At 71.3% G+C, this 19916-nt stretch carries 15 protein-coding genes and 1 pseudogene; 5 read left to right on the forward strand and 11 right to left on the reverse strand.

The features are described 5' to 3' along the window. Positions 1-61 precede the first annotated feature (61 nt). The 3 genes from AC3EUJ_RS33735 (at position 62) to AC3EUJ_RS33745 (ending at position 2811) form a co-directional block, all read left to right on the forward strand. On the forward strand, positions 62-706 hold the full coding sequence (locus tag AC3EUJ_RS33735; RefSeq protein ID WP_431968227.1) for an ArsR/SmtB family transcription factor: 645 nt from the start codon (positions 62-64) through the stop codon (positions 704-706). Continuing rightward, entirely contained in the window at positions 703-2076 is a 1374-nt protein-coding gene (locus AC3EUJ_RS33740; RefSeq protein WP_431968229.1) for an MFS transporter, read from the forward strand. Before AC3EUJ_RS33735 ends, AC3EUJ_RS33740 begins: the two co-directional genes overlap by 4 nt. A 258-nt stretch (positions 2077-2334) precedes the next feature. Then, positions 2335-2811 carry a hypothetical protein gene (locus AC3EUJ_RS33745; protein WP_431968231.1) on the forward strand — a complete coding sequence of 159 codons (477 nt, stop codon included), beginning with the start codon at positions 2335-2337 and terminating at the stop codon, positions 2809-2811. Here the strand turns inward: AC3EUJ_RS33745 and AC3EUJ_RS33750 are convergent. Continuing rightward, a pseudogene (locus AC3EUJ_RS33750) lies at positions 2790-2959 on the reverse strand (ISL3 family transposase); the annotation flags it as partial. The gene AC3EUJ_RS33745 and the pseudogene AC3EUJ_RS33750 sit on opposite strands and share 22 nt — an antisense overlap. 35 nt (positions 2960-2994) lie before the next feature. Further along, positions 2995-3189, reverse strand: coding sequence for a hypothetical protein (locus tag AC3EUJ_RS33755; protein ID WP_431968233.1), 195 nt, complete (start codon positions 3187-3189; stop codon positions 2995-2997). A 107-nt stretch (positions 3190-3296) separates the two neighbouring features. Here AC3EUJ_RS33755 and AC3EUJ_RS33760 point away from each other — a divergent pair, with 107 nt between their 5' ends. Together AC3EUJ_RS33760 and AC3EUJ_RS33765 are read left to right on the forward strand one after the other, a co-directional pair. Further along, positions 3297-3458, forward strand: coding sequence for a hypothetical protein (locus tag AC3EUJ_RS33760; RefSeq protein ID WP_431968235.1), 162 nt, complete (start codon positions 3297-3299; stop codon positions 3456-3458). 273 nt (positions 3459-3731) lie between these two features. Next, positions 3732-7118, forward strand: a complete 3387-nt coding sequence (locus tag AC3EUJ_RS33765; RefSeq protein ID WP_431968237.1) for a S8 family peptidase — start codon at positions 3732-3734, stop codon at positions 7116-7118. Positions 7119-7478: 360 nt separating this feature from the next. Here AC3EUJ_RS33765 and AC3EUJ_RS33770 read toward each other — a convergent pair whose 3' ends face one another. From AC3EUJ_RS33770 to AC3EUJ_RS33810, 9 genes are all read right to left on the reverse strand, one after another. Continuing rightward, positions 7479-8315: a DUF2705 family protein gene (locus AC3EUJ_RS33770; RefSeq protein WP_488180991.1), complete on the reverse strand. Its 837-nt coding sequence runs from the start codon at positions 8313-8315 to the stop codon at positions 7479-7481. 5 nt (positions 8316-8320) lie between these two features. Then, positions 8321-9271: an ABC transporter ATP-binding protein gene (locus AC3EUJ_RS33775; protein WP_431968241.1), complete on the reverse strand. Its 951-nt coding sequence runs from the start codon at positions 9269-9271 to the stop codon at positions 8321-8323. Next, complete coding sequence (locus AC3EUJ_RS33780; RefSeq protein WP_431968243.1) at positions 9264-10499, reverse strand: hypothetical protein; 1236 nt, start codon at positions 10497-10499, stop codon at positions 9264-9266. Before AC3EUJ_RS33780 ends, AC3EUJ_RS33775 begins: the two co-directional genes overlap by 8 nt. Further along, positions 10496-11563 (reverse strand): thiopeptide-type bacteriocin biosynthesis protein, encoded by a 1068-nt coding sequence (locus AC3EUJ_RS33785; RefSeq protein ID WP_431968245.1) that lies wholly within the window; start codon positions 11561-11563, stop codon positions 10496-10498. Before AC3EUJ_RS33785 ends, AC3EUJ_RS33780 begins: the two co-directional genes overlap by 4 nt. Then, positions 11560-14181: a lantibiotic dehydratase gene (locus tag AC3EUJ_RS33790; protein WP_431968247.1), complete on the reverse strand. Its 2622-nt coding sequence runs from the start codon at positions 14179-14181 to the stop codon at positions 11560-11562. Before AC3EUJ_RS33790 ends, AC3EUJ_RS33785 begins: the two co-directional genes overlap by 4 nt. Before the next feature lie 117 nt (positions 14182-14298). Next, complete coding sequence (locus AC3EUJ_RS33795; RefSeq protein WP_431968249.1) at positions 14299-15924, reverse strand: SagB family peptide dehydrogenase; 1626 nt, start codon at positions 15922-15924, stop codon at positions 14299-14301. A 76-nt stretch (positions 15925-16000) separates the two neighbouring features. Beyond that, complete coding sequence (locus AC3EUJ_RS33800) at positions 16001-17932, reverse strand: TOMM precursor leader peptide-binding protein (RefSeq protein ID WP_431968251.1); 1932 nt, start codon at positions 17930-17932, stop codon at positions 16001-16003. Positions 17933-18103: 171 nt separating this feature from the next. Next, positions 18104-18277 (reverse strand): hypothetical protein, encoded by a 174-nt coding sequence (locus AC3EUJ_RS33805; protein WP_018560191.1) that lies wholly within the window; start codon positions 18275-18277, stop codon positions 18104-18106. Positions 18278-18376: 99 nt separating this feature from the next. Continuing rightward, positions 18377-19916 (reverse strand): TOMM precursor leader peptide-binding protein (locus tag AC3EUJ_RS33810; protein ID WP_431968253.1); only part of this gene is annotated, 1540 nt, incomplete at its 5' end.

A 19916-nucleotide genomic window follows, 5' to 3' on the forward strand; every position in this document is an offset into this window, starting at 1 on the left:
TTCCAAAAGAATTTTTGCAAAAATCCTTTGGGAAGCCTCTGGATCGCTCTACCCTCCCGTCATGGTCAGCGAGCAGCAGAAACGTGTACTCGATCCCGAGCGGGACGCAGCAGCCCTGAAGGCCCTGACGCACCCTCTGCGTATCCGGCTACTCGGGATGCTGCGGCAGGACGGCCCGGCCACAGCGAGCGAACTCGCTGTCAGGTCTGGGGAGTCATCCGCTTCCACCAGCTATCACTTGAGGGTGCTGGCGAAGTACGCGTTCGTTGCCGAGGCCGAGCACCGTGACGGGCGGGAGCGCCGCTGGAAGGCGGTGCACTCCGTGACTGCCTGGAGCAATACGGCAATGGACGCCGCGCCGGGCACCCGCGCGTGGATCACCCTGTCGCGCCGGGTCCAGATCGAGCACCTGGAAGCATCTCTGGCCCGTCACGAAGCCGACATCGCCGATGGGCGGCTGGGGCAGGAGTGGGTGGAGCCGTCCGGAATCGACGACCTGATACCCCGCCTGACGCCCGAGTCGCTCACCGAACTCTGGGAGGTGTTCGGCCGGAAGCTGGAGGAACTGATCACCCGCGACGCAGAAGATCCGCGCGCAACGCAGGTCGTACTCCTCACTGCCGGGCTGCCCTTGGCGCCGCGCAACCCTGCCACTCCGGCGGACGCCGCCGCCCCTTCGGGGACAGTTACCGAGGACGCGTCATGACCGGGCCGCTGGACATACACACCGCACGCCGCCGCTACATCACGGTCTGCGTTCTGTTCTGGCTTCCACTGGGGCTGAGTATCGCTCCCCTGATCCTGCTGTTCACCGAGCGCGGCATGGCCCTGGCGGCCATCGCGGGCTTCTTCGCCGCGCACTCCCTCACCGCCTCCGCGCTGGAACTGCCCACCGGAGGACTGTCCGACGTCCTCGGACGCCGCGCTGTTCTGGCCGCTGCCGGCCTGCTGAACCTGGTCGCCTTGACACTCGTGGGCCTGGGCAGCGCCCCCTGGCTGCTCGGCCTCGGCATGGCCCTGATGGGCGCGGGCCGTGCCCTGTCCAGCGGTCCGGCCGAAGCCTGGTACGTCGACACCGTCCAGGAGCACTCCGGCCTCGACGCCGAACTGCGTACCGGACTGGCTCGCGGCAGCTCCGCGACATCCGCCGCGCTTGCCACGGGCACCCTGCTCGGCGGTGCCCTTCCCTGGCTGCTCGGCCTCGGCCCCGACCTCGGCGCCCTAGTGAGCGAGGCGACTTCCGAGCTGGTGCTGCCCCTTTCCGTTCCGATCCTGCTGGGCGCAGCGGTCGAGATCGCCTTCGTGGCATATGTCTTGACCGCTCTGCGGGAGCGGCCCCGACCGGCGGCCACCTTGCGCGATGTACTTCGAGGCATCCCGGCCACCATCGTGGGTGGCCTGCGGCTGGGGGGCCGCGATGCGCTGGTCCGCCGGGTGTTCCTCAGCGCAGGCGCCACCGGCAGCGCCCTGGCCGCGGTCGAACTGCTCACGCCAGGGCGGGCTGCGGCTCTCACGGGCGCGTCGGAGTCGGGGGCAGTGCTCTTTGCCGCACTCGCCTGCGCCGGATTCGTCTGCGCGGGTATCGGCAGCCACCTTGCACCACTGACCGCCCGACTTGCGAACAGCGGAGAACGTGCGGTCATGGTGAGCCTTGGCGCGAGCGCGAGCGGCCTGCTTCTGCTCGGCGCCACCGCAGCGTTCGCAGGAGTGGCCTCCTTGGTCCTCGCGACCATCGGCTACGGCCTGATCTACCTCGGGCTTGGTGCGGCGGGGCCGAGTGAGAACGACCTCTTGCACCGCCGTGTCTCACGTTCGGGCCGGGCCACCGCGCTGTCCGTCCAGTCTCTCGCTCAGCAACTGGTGGGAGCACTCACCGGCTTGATCATTGGTGTTCTTCCGTCCGGCCCTGCGCCGTGGCTACTGGGGGGCAGCATGCTGCTGGCAGGAACTTTCCTGTGGATTCGCCGCAGCGGACCCGCATCCCCGACGGAGGCCGCAACGCCTCAGCCACACACCGCGTCGTCCTCCCCCAGTGCCGTCGGCTCCGGACCCCTTCAGCAACACGCCGATCAGTGACCCACCAACAACCCGAAGACCGCACAAGCGCACGGGCGACAGCGAGGCAGTGCGCGAACGAAGCTCGTCTCGTCGCTGCCGCGGCCCGCGAGTCAGGCAGTCTGGACTGCGCCGTGGGTGCGTCCAGTACCACCGGTCCTACCAGGGGTTTTACGCTTGTCTGCAGCCGGGCCCGGTCTGTCCGACTGCTGACTTCGCTGATAAAACGTCACTGACCGGTCGGTGACTGGAACGCAAGTGGCACACGGGAGGGGCAGTATGGCCAAGGGCAAGATCCAGGATGAGCAGGAGGTCATCCGCTGGTTCGAGCAGGGGAAGACCTACCAGTGGATGACCGATGAGTACAAGCGGAAGTACGGCATAGAAACCGTCCCGTCGATGTGGGGGAACTTCCGGCGTCGGCGCGGGCTCGATCGTCGGATAACCCGAGACGATGACTTGATCCCGTGGGAGGTGAAGGAGAAGCACCGCTGGAAGTACCCGGTGGCGATGCTGCGAGTGGAGGCCCGGCTCCGCGACGGCCGAGATCTGACCGAGACAGACCGGGCCCGGCTGGAATCGTGGAAGGAGATGCTCGCCGATGAGGGTGCGGTCGTGCACTACGACCCCGATACAGAGGACGGCTTCTACTACATCCCGCGCCAGGAGGGTGACACGGACCTCATACACCGCCCGCCGCGAAAGACCACCGCCCGTCGCAATGCCGACCGAGACAGGTTGAGGCAGCCCTCGTAGCCGAGGGCCTTGATCTCTTCGAAGGCTGCTTAACGGGGACGGCGGGGTCCTCGGCTCAGCGTTTACGCAGGTGCTCGCGGTAGGGGTCGACGGGGCAGGTACGGTATTTGGGGACGCGGAGCCTCCGCTCGGGCCGGTCGGCTCTAGCGTTCGACGGTGTTTAGAGGTCATCTCATTCGGTGGCTACGAATCCGCGACGAGTCGAGCCATCTCGTGCAGGCGGTGCCAGTACTCGGGGTCGTCCGCTTCGCTGAGTACAGGTATGACCTGGTCCAGGCGGGCGACACAGCGAAGCAGGCCGCTTCGACCTTGCGCTTCGAGCTCGCCGCCGTTCTTGATCCAGATGGAGACCCAGGCTGCGGTGTCCGAGTCCAGCATCACCAGGTCGAAGCCGGCCCGGTCCGCGCCAGCCGATCTCGGCGAGTGGTCGCCGGCACGCCGTACGACGGGGACAACTGGGCTTGGCCCCTTCGAGTTCCACGCCCGTGAGGGAACGAACGCTCCTGGCGGCCAGGAAGCACGTCGAGCGGCTGACCGGGCCCGACAGGTCGGTGACGAAGGTCGAGGCGGGCTCGCTCGTGGACAACGCCCGCCGCCGGACCGGCAAACTCGGCCCGGACGACGCGCGGCAATCGAGGTTGACTTGACCCGTAGTCAGCGGCGCACGCCCGGCCGGGCGCATCCGTGTCACCGAGGGTCGCGCATGGGTCTGTGCCCGCCTTTCCGGACACCGAGCACATTGGATCGAAAAGTGCGGTTATGCCGTGGAGAAATGCACTGGTCGGCCACCTGGCCGCCGGCACCCGCTGCAAGATCAAACCGTTGACACCCTCTCGGGACTGGTGCTTCGCTGTGCGGCGCACCCCAAGCCACCGTGGAACCAACGCGTGGGCGCGGGGCAAATGGAGCGAGAGGAAATCGTGAAGTTCACGTCCAAGAGACCTGCGATCGGCACGGTCTTGGGAATCAGCATGCTGCTGGTCGCCGCTACCCCGTCGGCGTCATTGGCACTCGCCACCCCCATCGGCACGGCCTCGTCCGCCGCATCGTCCCCAGCCTCGGCCTCGGCCTTCGGAACGGGCGCCGAGATCAGAGCGACTTCGGTCGCCACCGGCGCGCAGCGGTGGATCCCGCTGATCACCGGTGACCGGATCGCGGTGAACGCGAAGGGCGAGATCGTCGGCGCGCGTCCCGGCAAGGGGCGCGAGGACATACCCATCCGGGTGGAGTCCCGCGACGGCCACATATACGCCCTGCCTGACGACGCCCGGGACCTGGTCCGCAGCGGCCGGGTGGACCGGCGACTGTTCGACATCACCACGTTGAGCTCGGCGGCCTACGCGGACCGCCATGACCTGCGGCTCATCGTGCTGTACGACGCGGCCCGTCCGGCCGCCAGGACGGCCCTGCGCTCCACCGGCGGCGCCAAGGTCGAGCGCACGCTGGCCAGCGTCAACGCCGACGCCGTCGCTGCGACCGCCGACGGCACCGCGGAACTGTGGTCCGCCGTCACCAGCGGTCCCGCCGGCGCCATGAAGCGCTCCGTCGCCCCCGGGATCGCCTCGGTGTGGCTGGACAGCGTCGTCCAGGCGAGCCTGGACAAGAGCGTCCCCCAGATCGGCGGCCCCGAGGCCTGGGCGGCCGGCTTCGACGGCACCGGTACGCGTATCGCCGTTCTCGACTCGGGTGTCGACACCAGCCACCCCGATCTGGCCGGTCAGGTCGTCGAGGAGAAGAACTTCTCCGACTCCCCGGACGTCGGGGACCACTACGGTCACGGCACGCACGTCGCGTCGATCACGGCCGGCACCGGCGCCAAGTCCGGTGGCAAGTACAAGGGTGTGGCGCCGGGAGCCCGCCTGCTCAACGGCAAGGTCCTCGGCGACAGCGGCAGCGGCAGCATGTCCCAGATCATCGCGGGCATGGAGTGGGCCGTCGCCGAGAAGGCGGACGTCGTCAACCTCAGCCTCGGCGCCTACGACTCCCCGGAGATCGATCCGGCGGAGGAGGCCGTCAACAGGCTGTCGGCCGAGAGCGGAACGCTCTTCGTCATCGCGGCGGGCAACAACGGCGAGCTGGGAGCCGGCACCATCGGTACGCCGGGCAGCGCCGACGCCGCGCTCACCGTCGGCGCGGTGGACAAGCAGGACCACCTGGCCCCGTTCTCCAGCACCGGGCCGCGCGTCGGTGACGGCGGTATCAAGCCGGATGTGACGGCGCCCGGTGTGGCCATCGGGGCCGCGGCCGCGCACGACAGCTTCCTGGGCGGTGTCGCGCCCTCCGTCGCGGACGGCTACATCGCCCTCGACGGCACCTCCATGGCCACCCCCCACGTCGCCGGCGCCGCCGCCATCCTCGTCCAGCAGCACCCCGACTGGACCGGCGAGGACATCAAGGACGCGCTGGTGTCCTCGACGACGTCCGGCGGATACACGGCCTTCGAGCAGGGCTCGGGCCGGATCGACCTGCGCAAGGCGATCAAGCAGACCGTCGTCGCCCGCGAGACGTCGCTCTCGTTCGGTCTCGCGCAGTGGCCGCACACCGACGACCAGCCGCTCACCAAGAACCTCACGTACCGCAACACCGGCGACTCCCCGGTCACCCTGAAGCTGACCGTGGACGCCACCGGCCCGGACGGAAACGCCGCGCCGGACGGGATGTTCACCGCTGACGAGCAGGTCACCGTTCCGGCGCACGGCGAGGCGACGGTGAAGGTCACCGCCGATACCCGCCTCGGCGGCGACACGACTGGTGCCTTCACGGGACGGATCACGGCCACCGGCGACGGTCAGACCGTCGGCACCGCGCTGGCCGTGGACCGCGAGTCCGAGATGTACACCCTCACGGTCAAGACCCTGGACCGCAACGGCAAGCCCGCTCCGGCCCCCGCCTGGGACGCTCAGATCCAGGCCCTGACGGGACCCTCCAGGGGGTCCAACTTCGTGCTGGCCGGCGACACGCACTCGTTGCGCGTCCCCAAGGGCCGGTACTTCCTCAACTCCATGGTCCGGGTCGACCCAGAAGGCTCCTACGGCCAGGGCGGTGACTGGTTCAACCAGCCCAACCTCGACATCGCCGCGGACACCACGGTGACGGTGGACGCGCGCACCGCCAAGGCGCTGGACGTCACCGTCCCCGACCCTTCCGCCCAGCCCGTCCTCGGTTTCTTCAGCGCGGGCATCGAGCTGCCCGACGGGTTCGGCACCCGCTACGGGGTCTTCACCAACTCCCTGGCGCAGTACCGCACCGCCCACCTCGGCCCCAAGGCTGCCGCGGGCGACCGGCTGACCCAGCAGCTCATGACCACCTTCTCCACCGGCGTGGGTGGGCACGACGAGTACCACCTGGTGTACCAGCCGACCGGCGACCGCTACCTCACCGGCTTCACCCACCATGCCAAGGCCCGGGAGTTCGCCGAGGTCGAGGCGAAGCTGGGTGCCCCGGCCAAGGGCAAGTTCGGGTTCGTCACTCCGGTGACCGAGGGCGGTGCCGGCCTCGGCACCGTGCACGCCCTGCCCTACACCGGAACCCTGCACCTGTTCTCCGGGAACCCCTCATGGCAGCTGGGCTTCATGCAGGTCGACGCGAACGACTCCTACGAGTCCTCCTACGACGCCCTGCCGAGGACGTTCAAGCCGGGGCGCTCCTACGAGCACGTGTTCAACGTCGGTGTCTTCGGGCCGGATCTCCCGGAGGACGCGGGACTCGTCGGATTCGTCCGGTCCGACGAGGCGATCGACGGGCGGCTGCCGCTGTTCTCGGACAGCGAGGGGAACATCAACGACAACAACTCCCCGATCGAGAGCGCACGCACGTCCGTCTACCGCAACGGTGAGCTCGTCCGCAGCAGCATCTACCCGATGGACGTCTTCTACATCGCGGAGAACGAACGGGCCGACTACCGGGTGACCGTCTCGGTCGACCGCGGCACGGTCGCGGATGTGTCCACGAGCATGACCGCGAGCTGGACGTTCTCCTCCGAGTTCGCCCCGGGGATCACCAGGCTCCCGACCTCCGCGGTGCGCTTCACCCCCGCCCTGTCCCTCGACAACACGGCCAAGGCCCGGGCGAAGGTGTGGGTTCCCGTGACCGTCCACGGCTCCGCCGCGGGCGGGAACCTCAAGTCCCTGAGCGTGTGGGCCTCCTACGACAAGGGAGCCCACTGGCAGAAGCTGAGCGTGCACGACGGCCGGGTTCGGATCACCAACCCCGAGGCCGGCGGCAGCGTGTCGTTCAAGGCCCAGGCCGTGGACAAGCAGGGCAACACCGTCGACGAGACCATCGTCGACGCCTACCTGACGAAGTAGGAAAGTGGACCCGAGGACCCGCCTCCCACCGGGAGGCGGGTCCTTGCCGTTCGCCGCGACGTCACACCTGCCGCATGTCGGCAGGTTCCGAGCACGCGCAGCCACACCTCGCTGATGGTCGGGAAGGCGGGGACGGCGTACCACATCCGGTCCACCGGGATCCCACCGGCGATGGCGACGGTCGCCGACTAGACCGCCCTGCCCCGGCAGCCCTCTGGGCCCCTGTTCACGTCCTTCATCTCGACGCGGGCCCGACGAGAGTGCTCCCCCGACCGCTTTTCGACGGAGGCGTCCCATATGACTGGGGCGGACATCGTCGCCCGCCGCCGGCCGGTCCCGGCGCCCGTGGCGGGCGGGCCTTCAGGCCACGTCGCGCCGGGTGAGCAGCAGGGCGGACAGGCCGAGGAAGACCGCCACGTACGCCGTCAGCACCACGCTCGCCGTGGCGGGTCCCGACACCGAGACCACCCCGGGAACCGAGGTGCCGGCCGTGCCGGACGGGTCGAGGGCGGCGGCCAACGAGCCCGCGCTCGGCCCGATCAGCAGCCGCTGCAGCCCCTTCAGCACCGGGAGGGCCCCGGTCAGCCCGGAGACCAGGTTCTCCACCGCCAGCAGCCACAGCAGCCCCACCCCGATGGCGGCGCCGGTGCCGCGCAGCAGGATCGCCAGGAACATGCCGAGGCTCGCCGCGGCCATGCTGATCAGCCAGGCGGCCGCGACTGCGGCCGCGAGGCTGGACACGTCCGGCCAGTGCGCCGCCCGGCCGGTCAGCGCCGCGGCGACGGCGCCGGATGCGGCGCCGAGCGCCACCACCAGCGCCGTGACGCAGAGCACCACCACCGCCGCGGACGCCGCCTTGCCGAGAACCGCGCCCGTACGGCCGGGCCGCTGGACCAGAAGTGTCCCCCAGGTCCCCCACCGGAACTCGCCTCCGGTGAGCACCGCGCCCAGGATCAGCATCAGTGCACTGCCGAACATCGGGTACAGGGCCACGGTCCCCGACAGGAAGCGGTCCGGAAGCAGGCCGTCGATCAGTTCCTGCGGGTCACCGGCGGCGCCGGGCGGCCGGTTCCGTACGGCCAGGTAGACGACGGCCGGCACCACCGTGCCGAAGACCAGGGCGAGGGCGATCCACGCGCCGCCGACGATCCACACGCCGGGGCGTTTGCGTGCCGCCAGCAGCTCCGCCCGCACCATGGCGTTCACCGGTTGACCACTCCCTGGCGTTCCGTTCCCGTTCCCGATGAAGGCTGGTCCGCGACCAGCTCGAAGAAGGCCTCCTCGAGGGAGACCGTCTGCCGGCGCAGCTCGCTGACGGCCAGTCCGTTCTCCACGAGGAGCCGGTTGACGGCCGCCGCCTGGCCGGGGTCGACGGCCACGCGCACCTTCCCGTCGTCCACGGTCACCGAGCGGACGGACGCCAGCCGCGCGAGCAGGTCGGCGGCGCGTGCCGGCTCATCGACCGTGAGCGTCAGGCCCTCGTGTCCGGCGCCCCGGCGCAGCTCCGGGACGGTGCCCTCGGCGACCAGCCGGCCGTGGCGCATGACGCCCACCCGGTCGCACACGTGCTCCACCTCGGCCAGCTGGTGGCTCGACAGCAGGACGGTGCGCTGGTGACGGCGCAGCCCCGTGATGAGCTCCCGTATGCCGGCGACGCCCGCCGGGTCCAGACCGTTGGTCGGCTCGTCGAGAATCAGCAGGGCGGGGTCCTTCAGGAGCGCGGCCGCCACCGCGATCCGCTGCCGCATGCCGAGCGAATACGCGCGGAAGGCGACATCGGCTCGCGCGGCCATGCCCACTTCCTCGAGCACGTCGTCGACGCGGCCGGGCCGAACGGCCGCGTATCGGGCGAGGACGCGCAGGTTGTCGCGCCCGGACAGGTGCGGGTACAGGGCGGGTGACTCGATCAACGCGCCCACGCCCCGCAGGCCTGCGGAGCTGCCGGCGGGGTGGCCGAGCACCGAGGCGGTGCCCGACGTCGGCCGGACGAGTCCCACGAGCATCCGCATGGTGGTGGTCTTCCCGGACCCGTTCGGCCCGAGGAAGCCGTACACCTCTCCGGTGCGCACGACGAGGTCGAGGTCGAACACCCCGGCGTCCGGACGGTACCGCTTGGTCAGTCCGCTGGTGCGGACCGCGAGGCCGTCACGCATCGGCGGCCTGCCGTCCGGCGGAACGGGCTCGGGCCGCCGCGAGGACCAGGACCACCACGACGGCGGTCTCGGCGGCGAGGATCACCACGGCCCACACCGGTCCCGTCCAGCGTTCGAGTGTGGCGAACCACAACCACATCAGGCAGCCGTACACCGACAGCGCGAACAGCAGCGAGACCAGCCCGTAAGCGGCGTACGCGCGGGCGTCGCGGGCCGGGTAGACGCCGAGTCGTTCGCGCGCGGCGGGGTCGCCCCGGCGCAGGAGCAGCCGCCAGAACCGGTAGCTCTCGCCGCGCAGGTCGGCCAGGTCGAGCGCGTGGGTCAGCATCACGTATCCGTCCGATCGCAGGAACGGCAGAAGGTTCAGCAACGAGCCCGCGCTGCCGAACAGCAGGACCCCGGCAGCGAGCGAATGGCCCGGACCACCGTCGCGGGTCAGCCACCACCATCCGGCGACTGGCACCATGGCCAGCAGGCTCACCATGACCCCGGCGAACGCCGTCGCCACTCGGGCTCTGCGGCGGTGGAACAGCACGATGTCGTCGGTCCGGCAGTAGGGGGCCAGCATGGGGAACCGCCAGCTGACCCCGATCTCCGTGACCGTGCCCCCGAAGTGGCGGCAGGTCACGCCGTGCGCGAATTCGTGCAGCGCGGTGATCACCCAGACGAGCAGTACGGAGACCGGTATCGAGATCGCCCAGGTGCGCTGGTGGGCCGCCTCGGTGCTGAGGGTGGCCGCGTGGGTCCAGACCAGGGCCTGTACGGCGGCGACCAGGATCAGCGCGGGTATCACGAACCCGGCACGGAAGGCGAAGGCCAGGCGCGTCGCCAGGGCGGCGCACAGCCGGTCGGGCCGGAGCAGCACCCAGCGCCGCCGCAGCCACCCTTGCCGCGCGGACTCCTTGTCCTCGCGGGCCTTCCTCAGCTTGTCGAGGATCGTGGTGTCGGCATGCCCGTCGAGCAGTTGGTAGCGGCCGAGGAGGGTGAAGATCTGCCCCCAGTGGTCCGGGCCCAGCCGGCGGTCGTAGGTGTCGCTGTACCGGCGTCCGATGTCCTGGAGGGTGTGGCGGCCGTCCATGAGGCCCATGATGAAGTGCTCGCGGGGGCCGACCCGGTAGTAGCAGCCGGTACGGGCGTCCTTGACGTGGTGCACCGTCTTCGGGCCGGTCCGCAGGGCGGGGCCGAGCACGACCTCCTGGCGGAGCCGGGGCAGATCCTGTGCGGTCACCGTGGCATCACCTCCTGCGCGGCCATGTCCGACAGCGCCTTTTCCATGACATACGACAGATAGATCTCGTCGAGGATGCTCACGCCGAGCCGGTTGTTGGTCATGTGGACGTAGGAGCTGAGGACGATGGCCAGGGCGGCCTGGGGGTCGGGGGCCGCGCCGTCGCGGAAGGCCAGGACGCCGGCGCCGGACAGGGCGAGTACCTTCTCGCGCAGGTCGGCGCAGTGGCTGAGCCAGGACCGCTCCAGCGGGGTGGGGGCCGCGCCGGGCGTGTCGCGGACGCTGTCCCCCACGTGCCGCAGCCGGGAGACGAGTCGGTCGCGCATCCGGTGATAACTGCGGTCGAAGCGCTCGTGCTGGCTGTCGCTCGGCTCCTGGTAGGAGGTCTCCCACATGGTGCGGTAGCGGGTCAGGAAGCGGGCCACCTCGCCGTGGTCCCCCAGGAAGGAGAAGCACAGACCGGCCGTCAGCTGGGCGGCCTGGCCCAGCAGCACGGTGCGCACGTGGACGTTGGTGCTCTCCAGCAGGGTGACCACCAGGTCACTGGATCTCTCGAAGTGCCATTCGGCCAGCTCCATGGCGGTGGTACCGCCGTACCGGTCCAGCTCCCGCTCGTAGGGGATGCGCGCGACGCTGTTGTTGTCCCGGAAGGGCATCGTGCCGTCCGGTCCGTACAACTCGTCCCAGCGTTCCTGGCTGTACTCGGCGAGGAACATGTTCCGGTACAGGTCTCCGCTGGCGTTGCGGTCCTCCTCGTACAGGGCCGGGCGGCGGCGCAGGAAGTCGGCGAGCGCCTCCTCGGCGATCCTCGCCACCTCGCCGGCCGCCGCGGCGTCGGCCGGCAGCAGGCGCAGCCGGATGTGCGGGCCCTCCAGCCAGTAGCGGATGAAGAACCAGGAGCGCAGCAGGCGTTGTTCGCGCAGCCGCGCGACCAGCGGCCGCACGCAGTGCACCAGCACGGGGTTGGCGTTCGCCGCGTAGAAGACGTGCAGGCTGATCCAGCCGTTCCCGTCCGGTTGCGTGCCGGGGACGCTGCCTGCGAGGAGAGTGTCGTTGGCGTTCATCGCCGCTCCGTGGGCATTTTGTCGAGCTCCACCGTGAGCTCGGTGACGTATCGGTTCCGGTCGTCGCGCAGCGACAGCTCGTCCGGGCCGGGCAGCATCTCGGTGAGGACCACCGGGGAGGCGCTCTTGCGGACGGCCGCGTCGAGCAGGCGCACGCTGGGGTAGGCGTCGAAGTCGACGTACAGGGGCTTGTGCTCGCCGCCCGGGTTCGCGAAGACGCGACGCGGAAGGCCCATGTGCCGCTGCCACTGCCGCCATGCCAGGAACCACTCGTGGTCCGGCTGCCCGGGTGTCGTCGCGGGCAGCCGGTCCGCCGCGCACCGCCAGGACCTGCGCTGCACCACGACGTTGCCGAGCCGTATCCGGGGCAGCGGGCCGTCCTGTGTCTCCCGCAGGCCGGTGCCCTCCCACAGGTCGAGCTGCACCATGCTCGTGTATGAGAAGTTCAGCAGCACCTGCTGCACTTCCGGCAGCGCCATGGGCAGCAGGAAGCCCAGGTAGACCGGGATCACCTCGACGCCCAGGCGACGTGAGCGCAGCAGCAGCCGGTCGGCTGCCGGGTCGTGCTCGACGACCAGGTCCTCCACGGGGATCTGCTCCGCGCCGGGCCGGGAACTGGTCTCGCCCGGGCAGACCACCTCGTAGGGGGTGACGACCGGGTGCAGGTTGAGGTTGGTCGTGTCGTAGCCGCCTTTGAGCTCGGCGAAGACGGCACCGGGCGGGGCGATCGTTTCCAGGGACCGGCGCAGCGACGCGGTGAGCCCGGGCCCGAAGCAGTGTGCGAACCGGGAGAACAGCAGGGTCAGGCCGGAGTAGACCCGGTTGACGACGACCAGCGGATCCTGCGTGCCCCGGTGCGCGAGCTGGAGGAAGAACGACAGTGGGCGCAGTTCTTCGAGGGGCGAGGGGGGCAGGATCGCTGTGACGGTCGTGAGGAACTCCTCGTCCAGTTCCAGGTCGGCCCCGGGGGGCAGGTCCCGGTGTCGCCGTGCGACCTCGTCGGCGACGGCGGCCCGGGCACGGTCGATGCGGGTGATGTCCTCCTGCCGGAACCAGTTGTCGTAGGGGCGGAAGGCGGTGCCGTCGAAGCGCTGGTGACGCAGGAGCCGCTGGTTGTAGTTGTCGTAGAAGTCCTGCCCGAACTCGTGGGCGAAGGACAGGAAGTCCTCGCAGCGCCCCCCGGTGCCGTATCGCGCCCTGAAGAACCCCTTGGTCACCAGGCGGCGCACGAGGTTGCCGTCGAAGGCCGGCAGGATGTCGGCCAACCGTTGGAGGTCCGGGGTCAGTCGCTCCTGCCACGCCTGCGTGTCAGCGGTCACCGCCAGCCCGGGCAGCGTGGTGTCCTCGTAGACCAGCGTGCGCAGCACCGGGAGGTCCGCCCGGCCCAGGAGCCGGTGCGCGGCCGCCGCCGACTCCTTGATCCGGCCCAGCAGTTGGCGTCTGCGCCCGAGGTCGGCCCCGGCGAACCGCCCGACGTCCTCGCCCATGTGCTCCACGAGGTGGGCGACGTCGTCCGCCCAGGCGGTGCGCAGCGCCCGCAGGCCCTTGCCGTAGGTGGCGACCGGGTCCGGGTCGTGGATGTCGACCTGGAGCCCCGGGACGACGAGCAGCCCGAGCCTGAGCAACTGGGCGAGGTAGGCCTCCACATCCGCTTCCGGGCGGTCGGGGCCCATGGCGGACAGCAGGGCCACCGCGTCGCCGAACCGCAGCTCGGCGTCGTCCCGGAACACGGTGAGCACGTCCGCGAGAACGTCGCCGGTGGGCAGGTAGAACAGGCTCTCGTGCACCGCGTCCAAGGTGACCGCCGCGTCGGCGTCGGCGTCGGCGCCGCGCAGCTTGCGCAGGTAGCGCACCCGGTCGCGGTCGACCCGCAGCCCGCTGGTGGCCCGCACCGGCAGGTCGCGGCGGAGCCGCGGGTCGACGGTGGCCAGCTCCGAGAGCCGGGCGAGCACCGCGATGTTGAGCCTGGAGTGGCTCTCCTTGTCCCAGCCGGTGAGCCGCGCCACGAGGGGACTGCCGGCGCCTTCCTCGAAGCCGCCGGCGGACACCGCCGTCAGCGTGCTGAAAGGGCTGGTCTTGCACGCCGTGCGGTAGAGGTACTCCAGCAGTGACCGTTCGATGCGGCGTTCCCGCTTGCTCAGCGGACCGCCGTCGCGCCGCACGTAGCCGTCCAGGTACTCGTCGAGCGACGGAGAGGACAGCTGGATGCCGTGGCGCAGATCCGTCTCCACCGTGATCCGCCGCAGCTCCCGCCGGCTCGCCGCGACCTCGCGCGCCACGACGCCGGAGCCGCCGCTCTGCAGCGACGCGCAGCGCTCCCGCTCGGCGGCCCATTCCCGCAGTGCCGCGACATCCTGCGCCGGCAGCAGCGGCTCCGCCGACGCGAGACCACGCGGAACACGGGAGTTGAACACGTCCCGGCGCAGATTGATCAGCGTGCGGCGCGCCGACGGGTCGGCGAGGCAGTCCGCTATGCGCTCCTGCAGGACATCGGCGAGGCGGGCTCCTCGTTCACGCAGCCGCCGCCGGGCGTCGAGCAGGGCGTCCGCCCACGCCGCGCTCTGCGCGGTGGCCAGGACGTCGGCGGCCTCGAAGGGCAGCCCGCCGACCCGCAGCATGAACCGCGGGACGAGGTGCCACGCCCCTTCGGCGCGTCGGGGACCCGGCGCAGTCGCGGCGGGCTCCGAGGGAGAGGCCGCCGATGGTATCGCGCTGGATATCACGGATCGTCCCTTTCATGCCAGCCGGTAGTCGTAGTCCGCGCGGTCCGTGCGTTCGTGCCCGAGCAGCACGAACAGGAAGGTGCGTTCGTCACTGCCGTCGAGACCGACCGCCTCGTCGATCGCGATGTTGTCGAAGCCGAGCACCACGCCGCAGCCCACGCCGAGCGCCGCCGCGACGGTGTACGCGGTCTGCGACAGCGCCCCCACCTCCGCGTTCAGCACGCGGTAGCCGCGACTGCCGAAGGCCTCCAGAGTGCTGCGCCATCGGCCCGAGATCGCGAGCACGGCGCCGACCTGTTCCAGGTTGTAGTTGCTCAGGTAGTAGCTGCGCTGCAGCGTCCCGGCGATCGGCTCCTGCCGCACCACCTGCAGCCGCCTGCCGCCCGCGTCGTAGCGGTAGCTCCCGGCGGGAAGCCCCGCCACCCGGTTCGCCAGCACGTACAGCCCGGTCAGGCCGGCGTCCTCGGGCACCACATCCGCGGTGTACCTCTGCGCCGACACGGTGCCGGCCAGCACGGTCGCCAACTCGTCCAGGCCCAGCGGACGGGACCCCACGAACGAGCCGAAGCTGGTGCGCCGGCCGCGCAGGACCTCGCCCAGGTCCGTGCCGAGCCGGCCGGCCAGGGGCCGCGGCAGCTCCACCTCGCCGCCGAGCTCCCGTGGCAGCGGCACCAGGCGCCGCGCCATCGCCGGGTCGGGGCGCGGACGGCGGTCGTCCAGGACCGCCCGGTGCACCTGCCGCACCTGCTCGAACGTCCTGGTCCGCGCAGACCGTTCGAAGCTCGGGCGGTCGACCGGACCGCCGCGGCCCGCGGTGCCGCACGCTCCGGCGCTCGGGTCCGCGCCCGCGCCCGCGCCTGGCGGGCCGAACGGCAGCGGGACGACGGCCAGCACGCTCTCCTCGTCCATCACGAGCCCCAGGAGCCGGTTGAGCCGCTCGTCGTCGAACCACAGCACGCGCGGCAGCCGTCGCCCCGTCGCCTGGGCGATCAGCTCCCAGCACCCCAGCAGGGCACCGGCGTCCTGGGTCACCACGTGGTAGCAGAAACTGTTGTACTTGAACGCGTTCTTCCAGAACCGCACCGTCACCAGGAGGAAGCCGTCCGCCGTCCCGGCCCCGGCACAGGCGTCCCGGACCTCGGCGGTCAGGTCGCCCGCCACCAGCCGCTCGAACGCGTGGTGCGCCGTCGCATAGTGGTAGACCCCGGGGGTCAGCGGACCGGACGGACCCGCCACCCAGTACACCTCCAGCGGGTACATTCCCCCGCCGGAGGCGCTGCCCCGGCCCCACAGCGCCTCCGGGTAGAGCACCCGCACGTGGCTGTCCTGGTTCCAGTTCACCCGCAGCCTGCGGTCCAGCACTCCGCACGACAGCCGCAGCAGCGATGCCAGGGACCCGGCGGTCCACAGCGGCCCCGGGCCGGGCGGCGGCTCCTCGAGGACGACGTCCGCGGTGGGCGCCAGCGGCCGGCCGACGCCCGGCGGGAGAGGGAACCGCCGCACTCCCAGGTAGGTCTTGTGCCGTGACGGCTGGTCCTCCCAGTCGGGGGTGAAACCGACCGGCTCCATCGGCTCCCGGCCGCGCCGGAACACCGACTCCACATAGTCGCTCACGACCTGCGTTCGGTCCTCGGACACGGACTCTCCTCCTTCGCCGGACGTGTCCGGCCCACGATCGGGGCCCGTCCGCGCATGACGGGTCACAGGGAACGGCTCACGGGAAGGGGTGCGGCCTGGGATTCAGGCCGGTGGGGCCGAAGCCCTCCGCGCGGGAGTGGACCTCGGCCAGGCGGCCGTCGAGGTAGGCACGCAGCCGCGGATGGCCCAGTACGCGCTGCCGCTCCCAGCCGAAGTCGATCGGCACCAGTCCGGGCGCCAGCACACACAGGGTGCGGATGCCGGTGCCGTCCTGCTCCGGGCACGTCTGGTCCACGGCGACCACGTCGCTGCCCACGTCCCGGAGCCGCTCCATCACGAACCGGACATCGTCGGCCAGGTCCAGCGTCGCGGGCCGCTGGGCGAGCCAGGGGCCGTACAACTCGCCCATCGACCGGGCCGGCGCGGCGTCCAGCAGGAACGAGGCCACGTGCGCCATCTCCGGCAGGCCGTACAGCAGGGCGTGGTCGGTCAGTTCGTGCACACGGTCGTAGTCGGCCGCCATCTCCCGCAGCGCCGGCAGCTTGGCCGCCACCCGTTCGTCCATGCCGGGGATGTACGAGGCGGTCTCGGAGAGCGCGGCACGCACCGCCTCGACGGGATCGAGGCTGGCACCGGCCGCGAAGCACAGGGCGCCCAGCCCCCCGTCCAGCCGCTCGGCGACCGCCATCACCGCGGGTACGGGGACGTCCACCCGCATGTCGAACAGGCGCATCCGGTAGCCCAGCCGCGCCACGCGGTCCAGCACGAACCGGATCTCCTCGTCGACGATGGTCGCCTGGTCGATCTCGGGCAGCCTCGCCCCGGCGAACCAGCACAGCAGGAAGGCGTCCCGCTCGATGAGTTCGAGCATGCCGTGCAGCAGTGCCTCCTCCGTACTGGTGCCGCTGGCACAGCCGTTGGAGCATTCCTGCACGAACTTCCGGTCCGGACGGCGGTCGAGGTAGAACACCAGTTGCTCCGGCACCAGCACCGGCCGCCGTCCGCCGAAGGAGTAGCCCCACACCCAGTGGGTGGGGGTGTCGGGGGTGTACGGCTGGTAGTAGTCACGGTGTCCGGCGTAGAACTCCGGCCGGTACGCACCCAGGGCCGCGGGGTCGAGGGCGTCCGGCGCCAGGTCGCGGTAACGTGCGTACACCGTCGGGCGCTTGGCCCGCGGGAACTGGCCCGCGTAGCGCTCCAGCCCCTCCAGCATCCCGTACCGTTCGCTGCTCACCGAGCTCTGCGACTGGCCGCTCCACCACATCTCGTGGAAGTCGTACTTGCTGCGCACCCGGAAGTAGCCGCTGACCGGCAGGGTCGCGCTGCACTGGTAGACGCGGCGGGCCGCGCTCGCCAGCGCTCCGCAGACCTCGTTGACGTATCCGCCCACCGGCAAGGGAAGGTCACCCGCGGCGGCTCCCCGGTAGCTCACCGGGCTCGACTTCGGCCGTGCCCGCAGGGGCAGCACCGCGCCCTCGGCGGTGTCGGGCAGTGGGGTGGCGCACCGCTCGCACTCGGAGTCGGCGATGAGCTGGTGGCGGGTGACGGTCAGGTCGCGGGTCCGCAGCTCGACGATCCGGCCGATCCGCCGGTCACCGGGCGGCAGCTCGGCGCCGGCCGTCTCCGCGGCCACGAGCTGCGCGATGTGGTCCAGCACGAGCGGCACGAGGCCGGGTTCACCGCCGGCGACGAAATCGGCGCCGTCCTCGACGGCCCTGCGTTCCTCGACCGGGCGCAGCGCCAGCCAGCGCCGGTCCAGGCACCGGCCGCACGGCCGGCTCCTCCCGTCCGCCCGGTGGAGGGGTCCGAGCAGCACGGTCCCCGCGTACAGGCGCACCGGGTAGACCAGTCCGTCCGCCGGTGGCGGTCCTTGCCCTCCGGCCGCCTCGGGCAGTCCGAGTACCCGGACGTCGACCTCGACCCCCGCGGGAGCCTGTCCGTTCAGGTGAGCACGCAGGACATCGGCGGCCCGTGCCCATGGATCATCCGAGACTGCCGTGACCGTCATTGCGTTCGACACCACAAAGTCATCCGTCCACTCAGACGCTCATTGGTACGCGGGTGGGTGAAACAGCTGCTCGCACGGCCGAGGGTGCCGGCCCTGCGAGCAGCTGCACTCGTCACGCCGGGCGGTCCGTCCGGAGACCGGGGCGACCCGCCCTGATCAGCCGGCCGGCGGTCAGCTGGTGCTGGAGCTGCAGGAGCAGCAGGAGCTGGTGCTGCAGGAGCAGCAGCTGGAGCAGGAGCAGCTGGAGCTGGACCAGGCCAGCTCGACCGACTCGTCGGTCATCTCCTCGATCTCGAACGTCGCGCTCTCCAGAGCGCTCAGCTCGTCCTTGAGCTCAACTGACATGGCGATCCTTCCCATGGGTGTGGTGGGGATGTCACCCCGGAACGGTCGTTCCGGGAACCGTGGCGCGCCCGGTGCGGGCGCGGGTCAGTCCGGGGTCGCCTACTGCGCGGCGAGCAGGACCGTGCCGGTGACCATTCCTCGGACTGCGTGCAGATCGATCGTGGTGGTCTCGACGAACAGCGCGCGGGTGCCGTCCGCGTCGAGCCGTGCGAGCGCTTGGGGCACCGGCGTCGCGGGCTCGTCGAGGGACCACTGCGCGACGCCTTCGCCTTCCAGGAGCGCCCTGGGGTCGAGATCGGCCATCAGCGGGTCGCCCGGGTCCGCCGGCGTGCCTTCGTAGTGCCGGCTGACGGCGAGGCCTACCGCGTCGCGCACCGCGTCGCGCAGGGCGTCCCGCGCCGACAGGGCCGAGCCGACGGCCCAGTCGGCCGCCCGCTCCTCGCCGCCCTCGACGACGGCGAGCACCGTGAAGGCGGGCGCTGCGCCGGGCAGCGCGTACACCCGGGCCTCGCGGCCGATGTGACGCAGGCTGCCCAGGGCGAACGCCACCTCGTCGTCGCCCGCGAGCAGAAAGTCGCCCACGCGGGTGGCGGGGGCCTCACGGGTCAGGGCGCGGACCAGGCCGCGGTAGGCCAGCGCCGAACACAGTCCTTGCTCCCGCACGGCCTCGAGCGTCCAGTCCGCCGCCGCACCCGCCGAGGTGGGCTCGAAGCGCAACCGGGCGTTGGCCGGGGAGAGCGGATAAGCGGCCGCGGCGGGCACGCGCCACGTGCTGCCGTCGTGCAGCGACACCGCGGGTGTCGTGGCGCCCCCGGGCCACTCCCGCTCCCCCGCCAGGCCGCCGAACACCTCCAGCCGCCCGGCGGGCAGCAAGGCCGCCGCTTCGTCGGCGCTCGGGCCCGCCGCCCCGACGGGTCCCAGCCGGCCCACGTAGCAGCTCACCGCCGCCCGCACCGCGCGGGTCCGCGCGACCAGGATCGTGTCGGTGTCGAACGCGGCGATCTCGCGGGGCCCGTCGGTCAGCGACCCGGCGGGGCCAAGCCGCACCCGGCCCATCTTGAGCGGTATCTGCTTGAACGATTCGTCAGCCCATCCGGACATCACGCCGACGTCCGGGGAGACCAGGACGGCCGCCCGGCCGTAGGCCTCGCTGTCATCCGCCGGCCGGGTGGGACCGTCCCCGTCCGGCTCCACCCGTGCGTGTCCCAGCGGGCATCCCGGATGCGGCAGCACCCGCTCACGCCGGGACTCCAGCGTGGTCAGGTCCTGGATCACCGCGTGCCGTTGGTCGTCGGGCTGCAATTGTCCGCTGCCCAGCCGGAAGATCTCGAACGCCACCGCGTTGCCCACCATGCTCCGGGCGACCGCGCTGCCGTGCTCGGGCTCGCCCGCGGCCGGACCGACCGCCATGGCGCGCCAGTAGTCCGCCGCGAGCCGGGGGTCGCAGTTGGCGGAGAGCCGCAACTGCGCGCACATCCAGCACGGTTGATCCGCCGGCCCGCTGATGGGACCCAGCACCACCCGGGTCCGGTCCGACACGACGGGAAGCAGCCGCGGTCCTGGCTCGCCGCCGTGGACGCGCTTGGTCAGATCGAGCAGGCCGCGGCTGTGGGGGGGGGGGGGGGGGGAGACAAAAAAA

It is taken from the genome of Actinacidiphila sp. bgisy160 (assembly GCF_057707815.1).

What these genes read in the sequence shown, in the direction of transcription:
- AC3EUJ_RS33735 (WP_431968227.1), top strand. Translation starts at nt 62, where the DNA reads ATGGTCAGCGAGCAGCAGAAACGTGTACTCGATCCCGAGCGGGACGCA.
- AC3EUJ_RS33770 (WP_488180991.1), bottom strand. Translation starts at nt 8,315, where the DNA reads ATGGTGCGGGCGGAGCTGCTGGCGGCACGCAAACGCCCCGGCGTGTGG.
- AC3EUJ_RS33755 (WP_431968233.1), bottom strand. Translation starts at nt 3,189, where the DNA reads ATGCTGGACTCGGACACCGCAGCCTGGGTCTCCATCTGGATCAAGAAC.
- AC3EUJ_RS33775 (WP_431968241.1), bottom strand. Translation starts at nt 9,271, where the DNA reads ATGCGTGACGGCCTCGCGGTCCGCACCAGCGGACTGACCAAGCGGTAC.
- AC3EUJ_RS33805 (WP_018560191.1), bottom strand. Translation starts at nt 18,277, where the DNA reads ATGTCAGTTGAGCTCAAGGACGAGCTGAGCGCTCTGGAGAGCGCGACG.
- AC3EUJ_RS33800 (WP_431968251.1), bottom strand. Translation starts at nt 17,932, where the DNA reads ATGACGGTCACGGCAGTCTCGGATGATCCATGGGCACGGGCCGCCGAT.
- AC3EUJ_RS33740 (WP_431968229.1), top strand. Translation starts at nt 703, where the DNA reads ATGACCGGGCCGCTGGACATACACACCGCACGCCGCCGCTACATCACG.
- AC3EUJ_RS33745 (WP_431968231.1), top strand. Translation starts at nt 2,335, where the DNA reads ATGGCCAAGGGCAAGATCCAGGATGAGCAGGAGGTCATCCGCTGGTTC.
- AC3EUJ_RS33785 (WP_431968245.1), bottom strand. Translation starts at nt 11,563, where the DNA reads ATGAACGCCAACGACACTCTCCTCGCAGGCAGCGTCCCCGGCACGCAA.
- AC3EUJ_RS33790 (WP_431968247.1), bottom strand. Translation starts at nt 14,181, where the DNA reads ATGCTGCGGGTCGGCGGGCTGCCCTTCGAGGCCGCCGACGTCCTGGCC.